The organism is uncultured Acetobacterium sp. (assembly GCF_927416815.1).
In the GTDB taxonomy this organism is placed as follows: domain Bacteria; phylum Bacillota; class Clostridia; order Eubacteriales; family Eubacteriaceae; genus Acetobacterium.
The window spans coordinates 17548-39112 of sequence record NZ_CAKMJU010000019.1 but is presented as its reverse complement, the minus strand read 5'-3'; the positions used below and the strand labels follow the sequence as shown (position 1 = coordinate 39112).

Here is a 21565-nt window from a genome sequence, read left to right as displayed (position 1 = left end):
CACAAATATCTCATCAAGGGGATGTCTAAGCATAAGTTGTGGATAACTTTTCTGAAAAACAGGCGTCATATGCAAAAGTTATCCACAAGAGTATTTTTTTATGAAATAGCGAAATATCGATAAGTTTACCTTTCAGTGCTGGCCGAATGTCTAAGGCCTTTACCTTTACATGGGAATACGTTATAATAGATAAATTAGGGGATCGATTGTTTATTAAGAATGCTGGGATCTGAGTCTACATGAAACTTTAAAAAAGATGTGTTAGAATCATTGAGATGCTCAAATACAAAGGCGTATTGAAGAAGCCGGGCAGATCAAATGATTACCGATCAGAGGAGATGAATTTATGGATAGTTCAAGAAAATTTATTATAATATCAATCAGCGCTGCAATACTATTGATTATTTTAGTCAGTTGTACACTGGCTTACTCAGGGCGGGATAATACCCTGATGTCCGATAAAACCCTGAGCTTTGAAATCAACGGATTTAATGTAGAGTTGCCGCTTTCGGAAAACAAGGCAGTGTTTGACGCCGTCAGCTTAAGCAGTGTAACTGAAAACAAAATAAAATTACTGAATGAGGTTGGGGCTACCGTTAAGGTGAACGGCAAAGGCATCGGTGCCGGCTCAACCATTGATTTAAAGCTAGACGCGCTTTCATCCAGCGCATTAATTGAAATTCAGGTTGATAACGAAAAGGATGAGCGGGTGATTTATTTGAGAACCCTGTCATCCCAGCTCCCCGAAATGATGGTGGCTGGCGAGAGTAGTTATGAGGGGAATTACTATGCTGCCATAGCAACCGGCGGGACCGCCCTTTATGAATTGAATAAACAGGGCGATGTTGTTTTCTACATTGCCAAAGCGCCGGAAGCGTCCAATGGTGAATCCTATCGCGATTTTAAGAAGCATGTTTTTGAAAATGGAACCGTTCGTTACAGCTATCAGCGGGTTAACGGCGACAGCAATGGCATCGGTTTTGCACCGGGAGAACGGATTATTCTGGATGATCAGTATCGGGAAATCGACACCATTACCCTGATCCAAAGTGAACTGGCAAAAGCGGGCGATTTGGTCGATGGCCGGGACTTTATCTTAATTGAGGACAACCATTATATTGTGGAAGCTTCGCAATTGGTGTTGGTTCAGAATGTGCCGGAAGCTTTGGGCGCCAATACGATGGGCTCAAAGGTGATCAGAACACTGATTCAGGAAGTAAAAGATGATCAGGTGGTCTTTGAATTTACCACCGATTCCCATCCGGAATTTTATGGACTCAGCGTAAGTGATAATGATTACAGCAATACCACCAGCCAGAGTCCCGATTATTCGGGTTTTAACCGGATGATTATCGATCCTGCTGATCAGAATCTGATTGTATCCTTTGGTAATATGAATACGATTATGAAAATTGATCGAGAAACCAAGGCAGTCATCTGGAAGTTATCCGGTAATGGTGATCAATTTGGAATGTCGCCAGAACAAAAAACATCTGGTCAAACGGATCTGGATATTACCGCTGAAGGTTATTTAACGGTCTTTGACAATGCTTTAAGCACTGGCCAAACCCGTATCCTGAAGATCAAACTCGATGAAGTCAATAAAAAAATACTGGACTATCAGGAATACAAGATCCCCGGAAAAACCGCTCTGGCCTACGGAAGTGCTCAAAAAATCGGAGATAATATTGAAGTTTATAGTATTGGTTGGGGTCTGCAAAAAGAAGCGAATGCGGCAATTTCGGAGATTGATTTTAATACTGGAAAAAAATTATTTGAAGTGACGCTCCCTCAGGGGATTGCCAATGATCGGGTCCAAAAATCGAAATTAGAGAAAAGTCAATAGAATTGAGGCAAGCAATGAAACCATTATTTTTATGTTACCCCAAATGCTCAACCTGCCAGAAAGCAAAGAAGTTTTTGTCAGAAAACCTGATTGATGTTGAAGAGCGGCATATTGTCGAGAATCGCCCCCAAAAAGACGAATTGTTAAACTGGATGGAACGATACCAGGGAGATGCTAAAAAGTTCTTTAACACCAGCGGTCTGGTCTATCGGGAAATGGCTTTAAAAGATAAAGTCAAAACAATGACGCCAGATCAGATGGCCGAGGTCTTGAGTACCAATGGGATGTTGGTAAAACGACCGTTGATCATTTTAGAAAATACAGTTCTCATCGGTTTTAAAGAAGAGCAGTGGAAAGCGGCATTATTGATCAATAAGCAGGATTAATCCCTAAAGTCGACGCAATTTTTTCCTATAAATGATTTGTAAGCGCAGAAGCGATGGTCTATAATGGAATAAGGATTATTAATCGAATACAAAGGAGAAATTAAATGTCGCGAAAAACCATTGAAAAATTTAAAAAACAACCTGAGACGGATGGGGTAGAAATACTTGAAATGGAACTGACTGAATATACCTACCCCAAAAGTGGAACCGGGATCTGCCCCCAATGTGGCGGTAAGATGAACGGCATCGGTCTTGATTGGACATGTGAAGGCTGTGACTTAAAGCTTGTCGGTCCGGTTTTTTAAGAAATTAAGAAAAAGTCAGGAAAGCACATTTATCAACTAGCAAGATTGATAAATGTGCTTTTCTATTGTCTGAGTTACTGAGATATGGCGATTTGCCCGCAAGAAATCTTAAATATTTCCAAATGACAAGAGGAATAATTGGTGATGTTGATAGAAAATAATGATTTTACGTGACATCATCGTTAGATATGGTAAAATGTTGATAACTTTTTATAGTTTTGCTTGAAAGCAATAAGTGAATCAAATAATTAGACCACCTGCTCCAATGTCTCGTAAATAGTTTTGCAGATAATGGATAGCGAAGTGGAATAAACGATAAATAGATCTCTGGAGGAGAAGAAAATGACGATTACCTATGAATTAGGGAAGTCTTTATATGTGAACATAACCAATCGATGTAGCAACGCTTGTACGTTTTGCGTAAGAAAAGATGAACCCACAGTCAACGGAGTTGATGATCTCTGGCTGGAGAAAGAACCAACTCAGGAAGAAATACAAGAAGATATATTAAAACGTAATCTGGATCAATATGAGGAGCTGGTTTTTTGCGGGTATGGCGAACCGACCTATCGATTGGACGAAATCTGTGCCATTGCAAAAGAAGTGAAGAAGATCCATGCTATCCCAATTCGGCTTAATACCAATGGTCATGGCAATCTGATTTATAAAAAAGATATGACCCCGCTGTTGAAAGATGCCATTGATGTGGTGTCGATCAGCTTAAATGCTAAGAACAAAAAAGAATATGATGAATTATGCCGGCCGGTATTTGAAGATGCCTATGAAGCGCTGATAGAATTTGCCCGACGAGCCGGAAGGTATACCAAGGTAGTCTTAACCATCGTCGATATTCTGCCCATTGAGGATCAGGAAGCCTGCCGACGAATCAGTAAATCGGTCGGGGCAGAATTACGAATCCGTTCATATATTGACTAAAACTTTTGGATAAGGCGAGAGCAGGCCGTGATATGAGTAATAATAACATAAAGCCACGCTGCCTGAGTATCGAGGGTAAGGACATCAGAGTGGTAGACGACCACCAATATGTGCTCCTGATTTGGGGAAGTGTCTATAAAAACCGAAGACGCCCGATGGTGTTGGTGAGTATCGATTATCATCCCGACACCAACCCGCCGTTCTGGCTGTGGGCTTATCAAAAAGCGATAGCCATTGACCCCAATCGGGAAGCGGAACTCGTCGCAAAATTTCAGCAGAGAATCATGTCATCACTGGAGCCGCTTAATTTGGATAGTATTCGAATGGTGATCGATCGGATGCGCAATGACGAGCATATTAATACCGCTATGGCATTGGGCTATCTAAGCGATTACCACATGATCAATTGCATGGAAAAACATAATTATTCCAGGGGTAGTCACTATCTGGTTCCGGAAAACCAATTTGGAAGCCTTGAAGATAGGATGTTTAAAAACATCAAACTGCCAATTAAAAAGATCAGCGGCGAGGATTTGATTCTTGATATTGATCTGGACTATTTTTTGTGCCCGGAAAGTTTCGATCTGGATCTCGATCAAAACAGCATTTTTGTTGATTTGGTCAAGCAGGCTCAGATCATCACGGTGGCTCGTTCAAAAAGCTATTTTGATTTTTTAAGAACCGATGAATTTACCATTGAAAGCTGTGAAGAAAAGCTCATCGGCTTGATGGAGAAAATCATCAAAAATGACACCCTTACGCAAATAACCGATAGGAAGATGGGAGATAGACCTTATGGGGAAACACAGTGAAGAAACTCGCGTCATTAATCGGTCAAAAGACCAATGTGAAGCGTATTTAAGGGTGTTTAACACCAGTAAATATGAACTAAAAAACCATATCGCGGATAAAGAGGAAAGCTTGATTGTTTTCCATACGAAGATTGTTTTTGCCGCTAATGGACAACGGATTACAGTTAAGCTTAAAAATGTTGATGATCAGACGACTGAAGTCACTGTCCGATCGGAACTGATCTCAAATGTTCAGATGAATGATCGTGGTGTGAATAAAAAAAATATCAATGTCATCTATAACTATCTCAATGAAGATAAAACAGTTGACCAGGTACTAAAACAGGAAATTGAAAATAATCACGGGATCAAAAGGAAAAAGAAATTGTTTTCCTGGGGTAAGAACACTTCGGATATAAAAATGTCCATCATGGCCAGCTATCTGGGCGGTTATAAAGAATTTGAAAAGTCCATTAAAGGAACCCTGGAAATTCATGAAGCGGGCATTGACTTTTCTGTAATGGGACCCAAGTTTACCATCACATTTCTGGATATAAAATCCGTAACCCTTGCTTCAGCCATTGATATTGAGAAGAATCAGAACTGGCAGGCGACTTGCTTCAAGGACGAATTCAAAAAAGACAAAACTGATTATGAAAAAGCAAAGAGAAATAAGCTGGTCGTCGAATATCAAAACGAATTGGGACAAACCCCGTGTATTTTCAGAGCTGACAGTTCATTTGAGGTAGAAAAGAGCCTATTGAAAGCACAGACATTGATACAGGAATTGATGGGAAAATAAAATAAAAAAAAGATTGACAAACGAAATGAGACGACGTATAATAGAAAAGTTGAAACAAACAAGAACTGAATATTTATAGCAAGTAGGGACAAGGAACATCTTTTTCTCTAAAAATATTTTGATTAATTTAAGGATTATTTTTAGAAAAAAAGATGGACAGTTTAGCCGGTTCAACCGCTAACGCTCCATTGAACCTATTTGTTTCAGGCGATTTACAATCGCCTGAAACAAAGCTAAACTAGTCTCGCGACGATGGCGGAAGGGCCACACCTGTTCCCATACCGAACACAGCAGTAAAGTCTTCCAGCGCCGAAAGTACTTGGTGGGCAACTGCCTGGGAGGATAGGACATTGCGGGACTTTTTTTGCGTGAAACAACGAGCCATGTGGCGAAAAATATAAAAAAAAAAGATAGCCAACAAACATTGTTGGCTATCTCTTTTTTTATAGTCGTATTTAACTCTGATAAAAAATAACCCGACGTTTATCCAGCGCAAAGTAAAGTACTGACCCCAAGACCATACAGGAAATGACTTGACCAATACCGACAGTGGCCATCATCACGGGGATTGGTAAAGGGACGCCGTAACTGTATTTGAGAATAAATGGTACGACGAGCATGTTTACAACAACAGGTGGGATGGTGATTAGCAGCGGGTATTTATGATTTCTCAGCTGATAACTGAGAACCGCCGCAATCAGGGTGGCCAGGCTACCAAAGACAATATCAATGACAGTGCAGCCGGTTAAAAGATTGCTCAGTAAACAGCCAAGAAAAAGACCTGGGATGGCAGCTGGTGTAAAGGCCGGTAGGATACAGAGCATCTCAGATAGACGAATCTGAATTTCACCACTGGCTAAACCCATGGAGCTTGAGACAAAGGTCAGCACCACGTACATCGCGGCAATGACAGCCGCCTGGGTAACAAAAAGAACACTAATTTTTCGCATAAAAAAAACTCCTTTAGTTTTGTTTTACGTGTGGAAGGTCACGAACACACGAAGAATGGCAAAGACATTAGTCTCGCTAGCTAACACTATAACGGATATTGAGATAAAAAGCAAGAAAAAATAAAAAGCAAGAAAAAATGTCCGTACTAGGGACATTTTCAAGGAGCGACGATCGTTTTTAACTGCTGCGCATACTGTTCTGATAGCTTTCATAATCCCGATAAACTTGTTCGGAATAGCCTAAACACCAGTCAAAAATAGCCTGATCAAAACCATCGTCAGAGCCTAAATAGCCAATAATCCAGTTGGCATAAGGGCTTTGTACGTGCGCACGCGCCAGAGCTACGCCACAATTAATGACATATTGCTTAAAGGTTTCAAAATCGAGTTCAGACAGATCAACGGTGCCTTTCATATCACGAAACTGACGAACGTAAAAATCCATCCCCGTTGCGGCAGAAAAATACCCGAGAAAAGGATCCGCGACAGCCTGGAGAATCTGCTGATGGCGAACCACTCGATAGCCATTGCCTAAATTATGAGCCATGGTATCTGGCGTGGTGAAGTTATTTTGGTTGTGCTGAACAATAGCCGATTCATTCGCCTGTTTGATCTGTAAAATAAGATGGCTTTCGTCTTCGCAGGTCAGAGCAAGCAGGTAACAGCGGGTGCCGATACTGCCGACCCCCACTATTCGTTGGACAATGTCGGTTAAAACATGTTGAGACAAGAGCATTTCTATGTCAGGACGAACGGTGTTTAAATACTGCTTGAAATATAATGCCACTTCGTCAATGCGTTTGGAATCGATACGGGTCATAATCGGTGGATTCTCAATAAAGACGCGGCGTCCAAAAGAATCGGTTCTGGTCATTTTTGAGACCAGTTGACTGGAAGTTCTGGTTTTGGCTATTTTTATAATTTTTTCAAATTCTTCCCGGGAGGAATCAGAAAAACGCTCGAGAAAAAGTTCTTCATCACCAAGAATAAAATAGCGTTCAAGTGAGGTCATGTCCGACATCAAGTCAAGACCTTTGCGGTAGAATGCTGCCGTTTGAAGCACTGCTTCCTGAGTCTTTTTAGCTTCAAAGCCGAGTTCATCGGCACAGAGCATAATGCTGGTGATCAGACGCTTTAAATCCCATTCCCAGGGGCCAGGGGCAGCTTCATCAAAGTCATTGAGATCAAAAATCAGGCGCCGTTCTGGTGAGGCATAGAATCCGAAATTACCAACGTGGGCATCACCACAGATTGTCACATGAATGCCGGACTGGGCTTGAGCGGATAAATCATGAGCCATTAAGAGAGCCGTTCCCCGGAAAAAGGCAAAGGGTGATCCAATCATTTTTTTGTGGCGCATCGGGATGAGTTCGGGAATGCGAAAATAGTTCTGACTCTCAATGATAGCAACGGCGTCACGATCTACTGGATGAAAAATAGCTTGTGCTGAAAAAGGGATTTTTTCACGAACAGCCCGACCGCTATTGCGATTCATTTCTTTTGTGGGAATCTGCTGATTCTTGGTTAAACCGACGATCATGCATTAACCTCCTGATAAAGATTGATTTATTTGCTTTATTTTAGTATGATTATATCAATGCCAGAATAAAAAACAAGTAGATAGGAAAATATAATTAAGATAGATGGCTGATAAAATACGTTGAAGGGTAGGCACAATGGATAATGAAGAAAAATTTATTGCATTAGAGAAGCTCATCGGTCAGACACCCTTACTAAAAATTAATTTTTTATACAAGGGTCAACCCCGCAGTGTTTACGCCAAAGCAGAGCACTATAATCTCACTGGCAGTATTAAAGATCGGGTCGCCTTGCATATTCTCAAAAAAGCCTATGAAAAAGGCGAGATTGATGGCGGGGAAACCATTGTCGAGGCTACCAGCGGCAACACCGGAATCGCATTTACCGCGGTTGGCACTTGTTTGGGACATCCGGTGGTGATTTACATGCCCGACTGGATGAGTGACGAACGAAAAAATCTGATCCGGAGTTATGGTGGCGAAGTGCGGTTAGTTTCGAAAGAAGAGGGTGGTTTTCTAGGGAGTATTGCCCAATGTGGCATGCTGGCAGCCAAAGTTAATGCCTTTTTGCCCTGCCAATTTTCTAATGAAGAAAATACCCAGGCTCAGTATCAACGCACCGCTCCGGAAATTGATCGCCAATTGGCGGCTTTTGGGGTAACACCGCAGGCATTAGTCGCTGGGGTCGGAACTGGAGGCACGGTGATGGGAATAGGGCGATACTTCAAAGAGAAAAATCCGGCATTTAAGGCTTATCCGATGGAACCAACCAGTTCGCCAACCTTGTCAACCGGATATAAGGTTGGCGAACATCGGATTCAGGGAATATCAGATGAATTTGTTCCAGATCTGGTAAAATTGGATGAATTGGACGATATTATTACAGTTGATGATGGGGACGCGATTATCATGGCGCAGAAGCTTTCCAAGGAATTGGGGCTGGGCGTGGGGATTTCCTCCGGCGCCAACTTTATCGCCGCGATCCGAGCCCAGGATCGATTAGAAGACCCCAGTGCGGTCGTCGTTACCGTCTTTGCCGATGACAATAAGAAATATTTAAGCACCGACTATGTTAAGGAAGAGAAAGTGAAGCCGGGGTTTTTATCAAAAGATGTCAAACTGCTGGATTTTGAAGTCGAAAAATAAGCGTTTCTTGTGAATTATAAGAAAAAGAGCAAAAAAATGAATGAGGTAAGCAATGGAAACAGAATATATCGATGTTACAATTGAAAAAACCAAGAAAATTGCCTTAATCGCCCATGATGGAAAAAAAGCAGAGTTGCTCGATTGGGCAGTCCGGAACAAAGAAATATTGAAGAGCCATTTTCTATGTGGAACTGGTACCACCGGACGCCTGATTCAGGAACGAACCGGACTACCGGTACAGATTTTTCAGAGTGGCCCGTTAGGCGGTGATCAGCAGATTGGGGCTCGGATTGTTGATGGAAAAATTAATATGTTAATCTTTATCTGGGATCCAATGGAAGCCCAGCCCCACGACCCGGATATTAAGGCCTTGCTCAGGATTGCCACGGTCTACGATATTCCAGTTGCCAATAATCTGGCAACAGCGGATTTTATCATCCATTCCCGTTTTATGGATGAAGAGTATGTCCATCCGATTGAGGATTATGCCAAACAAATGAAAAACAGATTGGAAAATGTACTAAAATAGAAAGAGGAAAAAATGACATTAAATTATAAACCACAGGGCGTATGTGTTCGTAACATTCAATTTAAGCTAAGCGGTGATGTAGTCAGTGAACTGCTCTTTGAAGGTGGCTGTGACGGCAATTTAAAAGCCTTGGTCAAGCTGCTTGATGGAAAATTGGCCACTGAAATCATGGCGATGTTTAAAGGACAGACCTGTGGAAAAAAACCCACATCCTGTATGGATCAGCTGGTTATTGCCCTGGAAGAAGCCCGAAAGGAATCGGCATGAACGGACAGAAAAGAAGCGATGTTAAGATTGGTGCCTTAGTTGAGATTGTGCTAAAGGCTGACCAGCGTAGCGGTAAGCTAACCCAGGGTCGGGTCGGCAAACTGCTGACAAAAAGCCCGAATCATCCCCACGGCATCAAGGTGATGCTCACCGATGGTCAGGTCGGTCGGGTTGCTAACATAGTCGAAGAAGCAAAATAGTCAAACAAAATAGTCAAGAAAAAAGCGTGCCATCTGCAGAAGAGGCACGCTTTTTTGGTTATCGGTAAGGATTGAAAATTACCAGTTTCAGGGCTGAACAGGAATCAATTTTTCTTCAAAACTTTTGAGAAATTTATCAAAACGAGTTGGTCCTAACAGCAGGATTCGGTTGGGCGTTTCTACCAGGATGGCGGTACTACCATTGACAAAGACCGCAGCTTCGGTACCGTTTTGGAGCAGGAAGATGCCTTCCCGATAATCTCTGGTTTCAGTACCGACCACCTTTCTGGCAATCGTGTACTCGGTCTGATCCAGGTTGACTAGCTTGGCCGAAAGAATATCCGCCTCCGGATAGGTCTCAAAGGTGAAGCCGGTGGGAAGCCGCAAGGACAGCTCAGACTCTTTAAGGGTAATGCCGGCAACCAGTGGAACCACGACAAAAATACCAAGAATTAATGTCAGAACCAGACCGCCAATGATCATTTCCTTGATGGCATTGCCGCGCAGCTCAGGGTAGGTCTTAAAGGTATAAATGGCTTTCCAGAGCAGCAGACCGGCAACTGCCAGGAGCGCAAAAAAAAGTGGATTGATGGTGTGCAAAAGAGAAACAGAATAAGTCATCTTGTAGAAACCACGGTTCGACCCAGGGGAGAACCGTTACCCTTCGTTAAATTAGTTTTGTCTTTTCATACTGAGAAAGTTCCAGACTGAGCTCAGCGGGAACTTTCTTTTTGATTAATCCGATTTGGACACTGAAATAATAGTAGTTGTAGTATTCAATAATCGAAAAAGCATAAAGGATTAGGCCGAAAATGTTCATGGTCATAAAAAAGGCCTCGGGTTTTAAAAGCACCAGATAGAGTAAGTATAGCGGATAGAGGGCAAATAAAGCCAGATCCAACTTTTTCAGTACCGAAAAAACCGGCATCACCCAGTCCATTGGGGTACGGGGGTTGTCCAGCAGCTGATGCCGATAATACCAATAGCCGGCGCTTTGAAGGATGATAAAAATTAGCACCCCGCCGGGGATCAGCAGGCGCAGATCAAGGGGTTGACCGGTGGAGTCGGTGAGCAAATACATCAGCATGCCACAGACCAGGGCAGTGACCAGTTCGCTCATGTACAAACGGTTCAGTTCTTTTTTGGTTTTCTCGGTCATCTAAAGCTCCTTGTCAATTTTAGGCGGTGGGGGAAGTTCGATCACTATTTTTTTGCTGTGTTGGATAAAGGTGTCCAGCCGCTTACGATTAAAGTAAAGAACGGCAATCAGGACAGCATAAACGGCCACCGCAATAACAAACTGGGTGGGGCTGTCATCCATAATACCAGCACCGATCATGGTATTGATAAAAACACTGGGAGTTCGCGCCAACAGGACAATCAGGATAAAGGTTTTTAACGGCATGGTCGAAAGGCCGGCGATAAAACAAAGCATATCATCGGGAAAAAGCGGAAAGAGAAAAATCATAAAAAGAACGGTATTGAGTTTGGATTCTTTGATGTGATCATATTTTTCAATCAGTTCCCGACTGACAAAGCGCAAAACAAATGGTCTCCCAAATCGCTTGGCCAAAACAAAAACGATGATCGAGCCGGTTATGGTACCAGCAGCACTGATCAGAAAACCGCCAACAGTGCCGAAGAGGGCACCGCCGACCAGGCCAATGGTGCCGCCAGGGATGGGAGCGATGATAATCTGGAGCAGCTGCAATAAAAAAAACGCCAGCGGGGTCCAGATGCCAAATTGTAAAAGAAAGCTCTGCAAGGTGTCAAGTGTCGAAAAAATTTCCATTTCTTACCTCGAATTCTTTTAATCATTTTAGCATAAAACCGGCAGATCCACACCATCTTTTGGGGATCTGCCGGAAGTAAAATGTTTATTTAAGAATTTGAGGTAATCACAAACAGCCTAGGTACTCAAGTCCCGCCGATTAAAGGCCACAAAGGTCAATCCGAAAAAGACCAGGGTGACGGTCAGCAGAATTGCAGCGGAGTTAAAGGAAAGCTGATCATTGATCATCATGGTCGATCCTTCAAAATATTTAAAAGGGGTCAAGATCGCAAGAAAGGCCAGTTTATCGTATAAATCTACCACGACAGATAAGATGAAAAAACCCATTACCAGTCCGGAGGCGACGGCGGTGGCTCTTTTGGTGTTTTTTAAGATGGCGCCAAACATCGCACCCAAAGCCAGAAAGAACAGCTGGAGAATAAAAAGCGCCAGCATTGTCAGCGAAACCTTGTCAATTAAGCCATCCCCCTTGTTGTGCTGGGCAATAAAAAAAACCGAGGCGGCAAAGGTCACCATGTTAAAGAGTAAAATATTGACAACGCCGGCTAGCAGTTTAGGGCTGATCACCTGAAATCGGCGAATTGGTTTGGTATAAACAAAATCAGCACAGTGGTCGCGCTCTTCCTTAGATACCACGACTGCCCCAAACATGACCGCATGAACCGCAGCCAGTAGCATAAAGTAGAGAAAGAAGACCGAATAGTATCCGGCCACCCTACTGATATCCACCGAACCGATCCCAAAAACCACCATGATTTCCTTAGGGAAGGCATCAAACAAGGCATTGATGTCCACCTCGGAATCGGCAAAGCCCTGGTATTTCATCATTCCGGCAAAGATAATAAAAACCTGAGCACAGCACCAGATGATCAGCGACTTAAGATTGGCTTTCATTTCTTTTTTAAACACATTCATCGGTTACGCCTCCTTTTCGGCTAGATCGATGGCAAATCTTTTCTGGCAAAAAGCGTGTAGGTTAAGAAGATAAACAGTCCCACCAAAACAAACCATAACAGTAAATTCAGTGAATCATAGTTCATGTTTTTGGTTATTTCAGAGAGATTGAAATAGTCAAAGGGGGATACCAGTCCCAGCTTTGCATCTTTTAATGTTTCATTGAGCAGGTGGATAATATAAAAAATAATGACCACTCCCATACTAATGGGTAAAACGGTTCGGATTCGTCTTAAGAAAACGGACACAAAGAGCCCCAGGCTGGCAAAGAAAACTTGAAGAAAAAGCAAACTCATGGTCACTAGGGTAAACAGCTTAAAATCATAGGAATCGGTGCTGAGTAGGGTAACCAGAATCAGAGCGGTCGTAAAAACGACGGCATTGGTAATCAGAATCTGAACCAGAACCGCCAGGATTTTCATCGAAATCACCCGGTTTCGGCTGACCGGTTTAACAAACAAAAAGTCGCCGGTTTTTTCGCGGACTTCGGCAGAAATAACCGAAACACCCATGTTCATGGCCTGGATAGCACCGGCCAGCAAAACATAGGTCAGGGCAAATTGATAAAAACTCAGAATGCTCGAAAGATCAAGGTCGGCAACCCCAGCCGCTTGTTGAAATTCAATCGGGAAACTCTGAAAAACCTTCTGAAATTCTTCCAACTGGTCGGAAATCGACGGGTAAAGCAGCATGAAAAGGCTTAAAATCCCAATCAGAGAGATACACCAGGCCACCAAAGCTTTTCGACCCATCCGCAACTCCTGCTTTAAGATGTTCATGGTTGATCCTCCTTCTGGTAATAATGCATAAAAATTTCCTCAAGACTAGGTTCCTCAACCAGCAGATTAAACAGATTTTGACCCTGAAGCCGCTCAACTATCCGATTAATATCGCCTTTAAATAAAAAATGCAGGCTGTTTTCATTAACGGTTAGATTGGTAACACCTTCGAGGTTAAAGTGGTGCACATCAATAATGCCCTTATAATCGAGGGTGAATTTTTTATAATTATGCTTTTGCATGTCCCGGATATTTTCGACACTAACAATGGTACCGTCCTTGATGATGGCAACCTGGCCGCACAGCTTTTGAACCTCAGAAAGAATATGAGAGGAGAATAAAACCGTGGCACCGTTCTGGTTTTCCGCCCGAATCAGGTCAAAAAATTTCTGTTGCATCAGTGGATCCAGTCCTCCGGTGGGTTCATCGAGAATAATTAACCGGGGCTCATGGAGTAGTCCCTGAACAATGCCAACCTTCTTTTTGTTCCCATAAGACAGGTCGTCAATACGCTTGTTTAAATCAAGATCCATCACCTCGGAGAGACTTTCGATCCGGCGGTAGTCGACATTATCATAAAAGCTGGCCGAATAGTTGAGCACTTCACGAACCTTCATGTGCTCATAATAAAACACCTCCGAAGGCAGGTAGCCGATGTCTCGGCGGATTTCGCTGCCGTATTTAATGCAGTCTTTGCCAAAAATTGTGGCCGACCCGCTGGTGGGATGAATCAGCGACAGCAGGGCTCGAATGGTAGTGGATTTACCGGCTCCGTTAGGGCCGATAAAACCAAAAATTTCACCGCTGTCCACAGAAAAGGATACATTTTCGATGCCTCGATGCTTTCCATAATATTTTGTCAGCTGATTGATTTCAATTACATTCATACAGATCCCCTTCTTTCACGTTTAATCAGATAGATTAAGATGGTTTAATTAATTTACCCGAATATCGCAAAAATAAACAGTGACTAGAAACTAGGCAGGTACAAGAAAAAATAAACAATGTTTGGTAAAGTGGCGTTTAAAAGGGAATATAAATAGAATATTAAAAGCAAATTGGAGGTTAGTTGAGATGAATAAAGAAGAAACGAGAGAGCTGATTCGGAATATATTTAATAACCGCTATACCTGCAAGGGGTATGATGCAGACAAAAAGGTCAGCGATGAAGATTTTGCGGTGATTATGGAGGCGGCTCGATTGTCTCCTAGCTCGATGGGGTTGGAACCCTGGAAATTTGTGTTGCTGAATAATCGGGAGCTGCGCGAAAAAATAAAGCCCTTTGCCTGGGGAGCAGAGGTTAGTTTAGAGGGTGCCAGTCATTTTGTGTTGATTCTGGCAAAAAAACCGATTGATCTCCATCCTGATTCCAGCTATGTCGAATATATGATGAACGATATCCAGCATTTTACCGAGGATTTGAGACAGGCGCGTAAAAATAAGCTCAAGAGCTTTCAGGAGGACGATCTGAAAATCGTTGGAAATGATCGGGCTTTTTTTGACTGGGTTTGTAAACAAACCTATATTCCGCTGGCAAATATGCTAACTGCGGCGGCGATGCTAGGAGTCGATTCCACTCCGATGGAAGGGTTTAATACCGAAAAGGTCGAAGCGGTTTTAATTAAAGAAGGCATACTTGACCCCCTACACTTTGGACTATCCTGCATGATCGCCTTTGGTTACAAAAATAGAGACCATCGACCTAAAACAAGAAGAAAAATGGCAGAAATTCTGGAAATCATTGACTAAAATTCGATAGATAGATTTAATCGTAACGGACATGGGGAGCTCAGCTTGACACGAGTCGATATCGATGAATAAGAAAACAGTCGCTTCGTCAAGGGATGTGGTTGAGGATTTTGCTCTACCGCCTTACGCGAGGCGACTATTGTTGCTTATGACAATAAAAAATAAAAATAACGATTTTTGATATAAAAAAATAGGAATATATTTAATTTTATTATATAATAATGAGATCAACAGCAAAAAGCAAACCTTTACAAATGCTAAATAATCATTTTAGCGCTTTTTATATGATCTTAGCATGGGTATAGTAGGTTGGAAGAGGAGCTAAAAGAATGGAACCAGTAGCGGCGTGTATACTACTGATCGTTGGACTAATAAGTGCAGTCGTGATTCTTGCTGTGTTTTTAGTCCAAAGCAACAAAAAACTGATAAATCAAAAAATGCTGACAAAAAATGTTGAGGATGTCCGCGATGCCTTTATCGATGCAGTTGAAACAGTTGTCTATTTAAAGGATGATGATCTGAATTATCTGTTCATTAACAAAGCTGCAGAAGCTCATTATCAGAAGTCGGTTCAGGAGATCATCGGTCAGGAGGATTCAGCCCTGAAGGCAGGCCCCTTTGGTCCGGCGATGATAAAAACGGATCGCCAGGTTATTGAGCGCAACGAGATCATTGCATATGAAGAAAAGCATAAAAACCGCATTTATAAGATGAAAAAATTTCCGGTGAAATTAAGCGAAAACCAAACCGGGGTAGGGGCTTTTATCCGGGAACTTACAGATGAGGAAAAACTGATTAGAAAACAGGAGCGGGTGCTTTTTCGAAATAAGATTCTAGTTAATGTATTAAGTAAAAATTTTAGAAATGATAAAAAACAGTTGGAATATGTGTTGCACGAAGCCCTCAAGCTAACCGAAAGTAAGATTGGTTATATCTGCTTCTATAATGAGAAAAAACAGGAATTAACCCTGAAGGTCTGGTCAAAAGGATTGCTTAGCGGTGTGGACATGGTAGCACCGCAGCTGACCTACCGATTGGAAGAGACCGGGGTGTGGGGTGAAGCAGTACGCCAGCGTAAGCCGATTGTTATGAATATGGATGGCACTGAGGTGATCGCTGAGCAGGCACATCCCGGGGGTCGGATAATTGCCGGTAACTTTACAGCCATCCCGATTTTTATTGATGAGAAAATCAAAGCTGTTGTTTGTTTTGCTGGTAACGCAGAGGGCTATAACGACAATGATGTCGATGAAATGACGGTGCTGATGAACGGGGTGCTAACCAATCAGGAAAGACGGATTATTCAAAAAAAACTGTTTGAAGAGCGCAGCAAATATTTTCAGACGCTAATCTCGATTGGCGATGGGGTGATGGTGGTTGATCCCACCGGCAAAATTGAAATGCTCAATAAGGTGGCTCAGCAGCTGACCGGTTGGACTAATGAAGAAGCGCGAGGAAAACAATATACCGAGGTTTTTGTTTTGTCGCATGAAGACCGCCGTAGCAAGATTGAGGATCCGATCATCACCGCAATGGCGACCGATCAGACCCAGGAACTTAAAAATCATGCAGTGTTGACGGCAAAAGACGGATCGGTCTTTTGTCTTGAAGACAGTGCCGCACCAATTAAGAATGAAAAGGGCGAAACCGTTGGCATTGTGCTGGTGTTCCGAGATGTTTCTGAGAAAAATCAGCAACGTAAAGAAATTGAGTATTTAAGCTTTCACGATGCCTTGACCGGGCTTTATAACCGCCGCTTTCTAGAAGAAGAATTACTACGACTGGACACTGAAAGAAACCTGCCGATTGCGATTATCATGGGCGATGTCAACGGTTTAAAATTGACCAATGATATTTTTGGGCATGCCCATGGCGATGTATTCTTAAAAAAAATCGCCGATGTGATGCGCAGAACCTGTCGGGCGGATGATATTATCGCCCGCTGGGGTGGCGATGAATTTGTCATCCTGTTGCCTAAAACTACCATTGAACAGGCGAGACTGATTAAAAAGCGGATCAAAACCGAGTTTGCCCGAGATGGGGTAAAGGTCATTAAAGGGAATATTTCGCTGGGCTGTGATGTCAAAACAGCGATGGCGCAGAGCATTATGGAATGCCTGGAGTCCGCTGAAGAAAAAATGTATGCCGCCAAGATTCTGGAACGGGATGATTTTAAAAGCGCCACCCTCGATTCAATTATTACGACTCTGCAAAGCGATAGTCCTCAGGAAGAGGAACATGCCCAACGAGTCAGCCAATGGTGTCATGATCTAGGGGTAACCATGGAACTCCCCCATGTTAAAATCAGACGGCTCAAATTGGCCGGTTATTTCCATGACATTGGCAAGATTGTCTTGCATAAGGACTTGTTGGAAGCGAACAGTGAACGCACTGAGGAAGAAATATCAGAAATCAAGAAGCATCCGATTATGGGCTATCGGCTTCTCAATGCCTTCGATGATACCATGTCGCTGGCGGATGCGGTGCTCCACCATCACGAAAGATGGGACGGCAGTGGCTATCCCAAGGGACTAAAAGGGGAAGAAATTCCTTTTTTGGCAAGGGTGGTGGCGGTTGCCAGCTACTATGACCGGTTGACCTCATCGGAAGGCGAAGCCCAAGCGCTAAATCAGCATCCGCTGACCCATCTGGAAAAAATCGAAGGGCATTTTGATCCAGAAATAAAACGTGAATTTATCAATATGATTAAAAATCTTCCCAGTTAAGACAGCCCAGTTATTAGAGCGTAGTTAAAATAAAAAAAAGCCATTGGAGTTAAGTCCGATGGCTTTTTAAACGAACTGGCGTAGAATCAAAGGGGTTTGACAAAGAAAAGATTGACTTTTATCACGCGCTGCCGTATAATCAGTAAGCATGAAAAATTTGAATAGTTTTTTGTTCTACCTGAGGAGAGATGTCTGAGTGGTCGAAGGAGCACGCCTGGAAAGCGTGTGTACGTGTAAGCGTACCGAGGGTTCGAATCCCTCTCTCTCCGCCATTTCAAAAATTAGTAAAAAAATCAATAAAAATGTTACGACGCAGCCGATTAGGGCTGTTTTTTTTTGCGTGGTTTTGGCGTGTTGACCCTTTGGAGAACCACCGCGCTTTTTGTTGTTAAGTGAGAGAATATCAGGTATAATACGTTTAAATTAACAACTGCGAAACACAGGGATCTTTTATAATCGGAGCGCAGTTGTAATCTCAACACAAATAAACTGACGGAGGTTCCCATGAATAATGTATTATTTGCTTTTATGCTAACAACGTTTGCTGGCTTATGTACTGGTATCGGCAGTGCTTTGGCTTTTTTTACCAAGAAAACCAATACTAAATTTTTAGCAATAAGTCTTGGTTTTTCAGCGGGGGTTATGATTTATGTTTCGATGATTGAAATATTTTTCAAGGCACAAGATAGCTTAATTAGTGAACTTGGTCTTAAAACCGGTTCCTGGGTTACCGTTATCGCCTTTTTTGGAGGTATGCTGATCATTGCAATTATTGATAAACTGATCCCCAGCTCGGAAAACCCCCACGAGTTACACAGCATCGAAGAGCTCAATAGTGACCACCCAACCGATACCCATCACCAGGAACAAATAGAAAAGCGCGAAGAAGCCAAAAAAAATCATAAGCTGCTAAGAATGGGGATGTTTACAGCACTGGCGATAGCCATTCACAATTTCCCCGAAGGTTTAGCTACTTTTATTGCCGCGCTTCATGAACCTAATGTTGCCATCCCGATTGCGGTTGCGATTGCCATACATAATATTCCGGAAGGAATTGCGGTATCCGTTCCGATATACTATGCAACCGGAAGCAAAAAGAAGGCTTTTTTCTACTCTTTCTTATCCGGGCTTTCAGAGCCACTAGGGGCATTGGTCGGCTATTTACTATTAATGCCGTATTTGACGGAAACGGTGATGGGGATTGTATTTGCTATTGTAGCCGGGATAATGGTGTTCATCTCATTAGATGAATTGCTTCCTTCGGCAAGAGAGTACGGCGAACATCATTTATCGATTTATGGACTTGTTGCCGGAATGATCGTGATGGCAGTAAGCTTATTATTGTTTATTTAGCAAATGATTTAGAGAATTTGTATCATTGCTTGGGCTGGACACGGATTTGAATGAGATTTTTCACATCTTCCAGAATCCGTTCAGAGGTCACGGGAATCATCAGCCATCGGCCGCCGGCAGCAAAGGGGGTTCGGGCAAATAAATCTTGAATTTCTGGGCTGGCCTGGGGAAGATAGGCTTCAGCTTCGTTGAGCTCCTTGTTTCCAATCACCACCAGCGCGATAAAATAACCATCCATTGGATAGAGCACACAAAGGGATTTGCTGCTTTTCCGGTACTTCAGATTCCAGCCGCGCTGGGCGGAACAGCGGCTGTAATTCATGATCGGTTTGATGTGATAAATGCTTTCAATAAAGCTTTGCAAAGAAACCCAGAGGGGGTTATTGACGAAACTGATCATCTCGGCGAGTGTTGGCTCATGATCCTGTTCAAAAGATTGACTCCATTCCATAGGTTACCTCCAATAATTTTCCTGGTAATTGTAGAATGGTTAAACCTCAAAGCTGCGCACAAAGATTAGGACACATTCGCAATTACCACTAATTTTATAAATAGAATTTATCACCTTGATCCAGACAGGTCAAGTTAATTTGATAAAAAAATGACTTGGGGTAGATCGCAGGGATAGATCACAGCTTCCACACAAGCTCGAGACATAATAAAAATTTAAAAGAAGGTATACGATGAAATTTAAGAAGTCTATCATTTTGCTCATAGTGCTGTTAATCTTTTCTGGTTTACCAATCGGAGCGGTTGCCGCCAATCAAGATATCCTGAGTTATCATCAAGTTAAAGACTTGGATCATGATGCTAAGATTGATGACCAAATTGTTATAATTTATCAGAATCAAGGTGGAATTAAAGATCTGGGACTGACAACGAATCAGATCGAAGCCGGCGAAAAACTAAGTGATCAGGTTGATATCATCAAGGTCAAGGATGGAAGTCAGGTTGATGGACTGGTGGTAGAGTTGTTAAAGAATCCCCATGTGCTGGCTGCTCAAAAAAATACGTACCTCAAATTTGCGAGCCTGCCCAATGATCCAATGTTAGCGCAAGCCTGGCAATTTGAAGCGATCGGCGCCGATAAGACCTGGGATCAGGTTAACAATCAAGAGTCTGTCGTCGTGGCGGTTCTTGATACCGGTCTTAACTCCAAGCACCCGGATATCATGGGCAAGTCCGTCGATGGTTATGATTATGTCACCGGACAAACTGAGACGATCGATGTGGTTGGTCATGGCACCGCGATCAGTGGCTGTATTGCAGCGATTGCCAATAATGAGATCGGCATCGCTGGAGTGGCCGGCAACGCCGATATTAAAATTGCCCCCTACCGGGTTGGGGGTGAAACGGTAGAAGATAATGAGGCCAACCTGGGTTATGCCTGTGCCGCCCTTTATCATGCCGCCAATCGACCCGAGGTGCGGGTTATCAATATGAGCTTTGCGGGATATGAGGTGTCGACGGTTCTAGAGACTGCCATCGCCTATGCGGCCAGCATGGGAAAGATTTTAGTGGCGGCGTCTGGAAATGATGGTGCCGATCCCGAAAATGCTGGCAAAATTACGATTCCTTCGGCCTATGACAATGTCATCTCGGTTGGTGCCACCGATCGCGACAATGTGATTGGTGACTTTTCCCAGTATAATGAAATGGTTGATCTTTGCGCGCCAGGGGTTGAGACCACGACCCTGTGGGCTCAGGATGATTATATCACGGAGTCCGGGACATCCCTTTCATGTCCTGTTGTAGCTGGCGCCGGTGCGGTTCTGGTGGCAGCGGATGCGACGCTTTCGGCGGCTGAGGTCGAGACGATTTTAAAAGAAACGGCCATCGATCTGGGTGAACCAGGCCGCGACGATCACTACGGCTATGGCCTGATTCAACTGGATCAAGCCTTGGCCCAGGTCAGACAGAAAGAGCCATTAACCCTCTCTTATCGTACCCACGTTCAAAATAACGGCTGGCAGGCGATCGTGAATAATGGTGAAGTCAGTGGTACCGTCGGAGAATCACTTCGATTAGAAGCCATTGAACTCAATGCCAATGGCAGCGACTACGATATTGGGGTTCGTTATCAAACCCATGTTGAAAATCAGGGCTGGCAGGATTTTGTGGAGAACGGAGGATTAAGTGGCACGACGGGGGAGTCGCTGCGCCTGGAAGCCATTAAAATTGAGCTAACCGGAACGGAGGCCGAGATTTTTGATGTTTACTATCAGGTTCATGTCGAGAATATCGGTTGGCTTGATTGGGCAAAGAATGGAGAAGCAGCCGGAACTGAAGGTTTGGGTTACCGGATGGAAGGGATAACGATCGAGCTAGTATCAAAAGGAAGTCAAGCACCCGGAAAAGTCGAGCGACCATATGTGAAGCGTTAAGCCAACCAGCAGCGTTGACTTGACAGATGAAACGTCCAGAACCTGTGAAACCCGTGTCATGTAAAATCTTTGAGCAATTGGGTTTTTTGGGGTTAAGAATAGAAGCAATAAAAAATGGAAGACAGGTGAGGC

Annotated in this window: 23 protein-coding genes, 1 tRNA gene and 1 rRNA gene; 16 read left to right on the top strand and 9 right to left on the bottom strand. The window is 43.2% G+C overall.

Features of this window, described 5'->3' with window-relative positions; translation table 11 throughout:
• The first annotated feature begins 346 nt into the window (after positions 1–346).
• From QZ998_RS03055 to rrf, 7 genes are all read left to right on the top strand, one after another.
• The gene (locus QZ998_RS03055; protein WP_296557913.1) at positions 347–1846 is read left to right on the top strand and encodes an arylsulfotransferase family protein; all 1500 of its coding nucleotides are present in this window, start codon (positions 347–349) and stop codon (positions 1844–1846) included.
• A gap of 14 nt (positions 1847–1860) precedes the next feature.
• The gene (locus QZ998_RS03050) at positions 1861–2232 is read left to right on the top strand and encodes an arsenate reductase family protein (RefSeq protein WP_296557912.1); all 372 of its coding nucleotides are present in this window, start codon (positions 1861–1863) and stop codon (positions 2230–2232) included.
• 104 nt (positions 2233–2336) lie between these two features.
• Positions 2337–2537 carry a hypothetical protein gene (locus tag QZ998_RS03045; protein ID WP_296557910.1) on the top strand — a complete coding sequence of 67 codons (201 nt, stop codon included), beginning with the start codon at positions 2337–2339 and terminating at the stop codon, positions 2535–2537.
• Positions 2538–2879: 342 nt separating this feature from the next.
• Complete coding sequence (locus QZ998_RS03040) at positions 2880–3473, top strand: TatD family nuclease-associated radical SAM protein (RefSeq protein ID WP_296557908.1); 594 nt, start codon at positions 2880–2882, stop codon at positions 3471–3473.
• A 32-nt stretch (positions 3474–3505) separates the two neighbouring features.
• Complete coding sequence (locus tag QZ998_RS03035) at positions 3506–4285, top strand: UPF0489 family protein (RefSeq protein WP_296557907.1); 780 nt, start codon at positions 3506–3508, stop codon at positions 4283–4285.
• A complete protein-coding gene (locus QZ998_RS03030; RefSeq protein WP_296557905.1) occupies positions 4269–5066 on the top strand; it encodes a hypothetical protein in 798 nt (265 codons plus the stop codon). The genes QZ998_RS03035 and QZ998_RS03030 overlap by 17 nt, the downstream gene beginning before the upstream one ends.
• Positions 5067–5308: 242 nt before the next feature.
• A 5S ribosomal RNA gene (gene rrf / locus QZ998_RS03025) occupies positions 5309–5425 on the top strand.
• Positions 5426–5521: 96 nt separating this feature from the next.
• Here the strand turns inward: rrf and QZ998_RS03020 are convergent.
• Together QZ998_RS03020 and QZ998_RS03015 are read right to left on the bottom strand one after the other, a co-directional pair.
• Positions 5522–6016 (bottom strand): QueT transporter family protein, encoded by a 495-nt coding sequence (locus tag QZ998_RS03020; RefSeq protein WP_296557903.1) that lies wholly within the window; start codon positions 6014–6016, stop codon positions 5522–5524.
• 178 nt (positions 6017–6194) lie between these two features.
• On the bottom strand, positions 6195–7556 hold the full coding sequence (locus QZ998_RS03015; protein WP_296557901.1) for a DUF2252 domain-containing protein: 1362 nt from the start codon (positions 7554–7556) through the stop codon (positions 6195–6197).
• Between the two features lie 136 nt (positions 7557–7692).
• Between QZ998_RS03015 and QZ998_RS03010 the strand changes: the two genes are divergently transcribed.
• From QZ998_RS03010 to QZ998_RS02995, 4 genes are read left to right on the top strand one after another with little or no spacing between them, the layout of a single operon-like run.
• The gene (locus QZ998_RS03010; protein WP_296557899.1) at positions 7693–8700 is read left to right on the top strand and encodes a PLP-dependent cysteine synthase family protein; all 1008 of its coding nucleotides are present in this window, start codon (positions 7693–7695) and stop codon (positions 8698–8700) included.
• A gap of 52 nt (positions 8701–8752) precedes the next feature.
• Positions 8753–9229, top strand: a complete 477-nt coding sequence (locus QZ998_RS03005) for a methylglyoxal synthase (protein ID WP_296557897.1) — start codon at positions 8753–8755, stop codon at positions 9227–9229.
• Between the two features lie 12 nt (positions 9230–9241).
• A complete protein-coding gene (locus QZ998_RS03000; RefSeq protein WP_296557896.1) occupies positions 9242–9496 on the top strand; it encodes a TIGR03905 family TSCPD domain-containing protein in 255 nt (84 codons plus the stop codon).
• Entirely contained in the window at positions 9493–9696 is a 204-nt protein-coding gene (locus tag QZ998_RS02995) for a YwbE family protein (protein ID WP_296557893.1), read from the top strand. Before QZ998_RS03000 ends, QZ998_RS02995 begins: the two co-directional genes overlap by 4 nt.
• Before the next feature lie 87 nt (positions 9697–9783).
• On the opposite strand, the gene QZ998_RS02990 is transcribed toward QZ998_RS02995, so the two are convergent.
• The 6 genes from QZ998_RS02990 to QZ998_RS02965 form a co-directional block, all read right to left on the bottom strand.
• Positions 9784–10296, bottom strand: a complete 513-nt coding sequence (locus tag QZ998_RS02990; protein WP_296557892.1) for a PH domain-containing protein — start codon at positions 10294–10296, stop codon at positions 9784–9786.
• Positions 10297–10363: 67 nt separating this feature from the next.
• Positions 10364–10855, bottom strand: a complete 492-nt coding sequence (locus QZ998_RS02985; protein WP_296557890.1) for a hypothetical protein — start codon at positions 10853–10855, stop codon at positions 10364–10366.
• The gene (locus tag QZ998_RS02980; RefSeq protein WP_296557888.1) at positions 10856–11488 is read right to left on the bottom strand and encodes a TVP38/TMEM64 family protein; all 633 of its coding nucleotides are present in this window, start codon (positions 11486–11488) and stop codon (positions 10856–10858) included.
• A gap of 117 nt (positions 11489–11605) precedes the next feature.
• Positions 11606–12403: an ABC transporter permease subunit gene (locus QZ998_RS02975; protein ID WP_296557887.1), complete on the bottom strand. Its 798-nt coding sequence runs from the start codon at positions 12401–12403 to the stop codon at positions 11606–11608.
• A gap of 20 nt (positions 12404–12423) precedes the next feature.
• Positions 12424–13221 carry an ABC transporter permease subunit gene (locus QZ998_RS02970; protein WP_296557886.1) on the bottom strand — a complete coding sequence of 266 codons (798 nt, stop codon included), beginning with the start codon at positions 13219–13221 and terminating at the stop codon, positions 12424–12426.
• Entirely contained in the window at positions 13218–14108 is an 891-nt protein-coding gene (locus tag QZ998_RS02965; RefSeq protein ID WP_296557884.1) for an ABC transporter ATP-binding protein, read from the bottom strand. Before QZ998_RS02965 ends, QZ998_RS02970 begins: the two co-directional genes overlap by 4 nt.
• 187 nt (positions 14109–14295) lie before the next feature.
• Between QZ998_RS02965 and QZ998_RS02960 the strand changes: the two genes are divergently transcribed.
• The 4 genes from QZ998_RS02960 (at position 14296) to zupT (ending at position 19049) form a co-directional block, all read left to right on the top strand.
• Positions 14296–14970: an NAD(P)H-dependent oxidoreductase gene (locus QZ998_RS02960; protein ID WP_296557882.1), complete on the top strand. Its 675-nt coding sequence runs from the start codon at positions 14296–14298 to the stop codon at positions 14968–14970.
• A 329-nt stretch (positions 14971–15299) separates the two neighbouring features.
• Positions 15300–17696: an HD domain-containing phosphohydrolase gene (locus tag QZ998_RS02955; RefSeq protein WP_296557880.1), complete on the top strand. Its 2397-nt coding sequence runs from the start codon at positions 15300–15302 to the stop codon at positions 17694–17696.
• 182 nt (positions 17697–17878) lie between these two features.
• Positions 17879–17968 (top strand) — tRNA-Ser (locus tag QZ998_RS02950).
• Positions 17969–18200: 232 nt separating this feature from the next.
• A complete protein-coding gene (zupT, locus tag QZ998_RS02945) occupies positions 18201–19049 on the top strand; it encodes a zinc transporter ZupT (RefSeq protein ID WP_296557879.1) in 849 nt (282 codons plus the stop codon).
• Between the two features lie 22 nt (positions 19050–19071).
• Here zupT and QZ998_RS02940 read toward each other — a convergent pair whose 3' ends face one another.
• Entirely contained in the window at positions 19072–19500 is a 429-nt protein-coding gene (locus tag QZ998_RS02940) for a DUF3788 domain-containing protein (RefSeq protein WP_296557877.1), read from the bottom strand.
• A 232-nt stretch (positions 19501–19732) separates the two neighbouring features.
• Here QZ998_RS02940 and QZ998_RS02935 point away from each other — a divergent pair, with 232 nt between their 5' ends.
• Positions 19733–21433, top strand: coding sequence for a S8 family serine peptidase (locus tag QZ998_RS02935; RefSeq protein WP_296557875.1), 1701 nt, complete (start codon positions 19733–19735; stop codon positions 21431–21433).
• Positions 21434–21565: the final 132 nt, after the last annotated feature.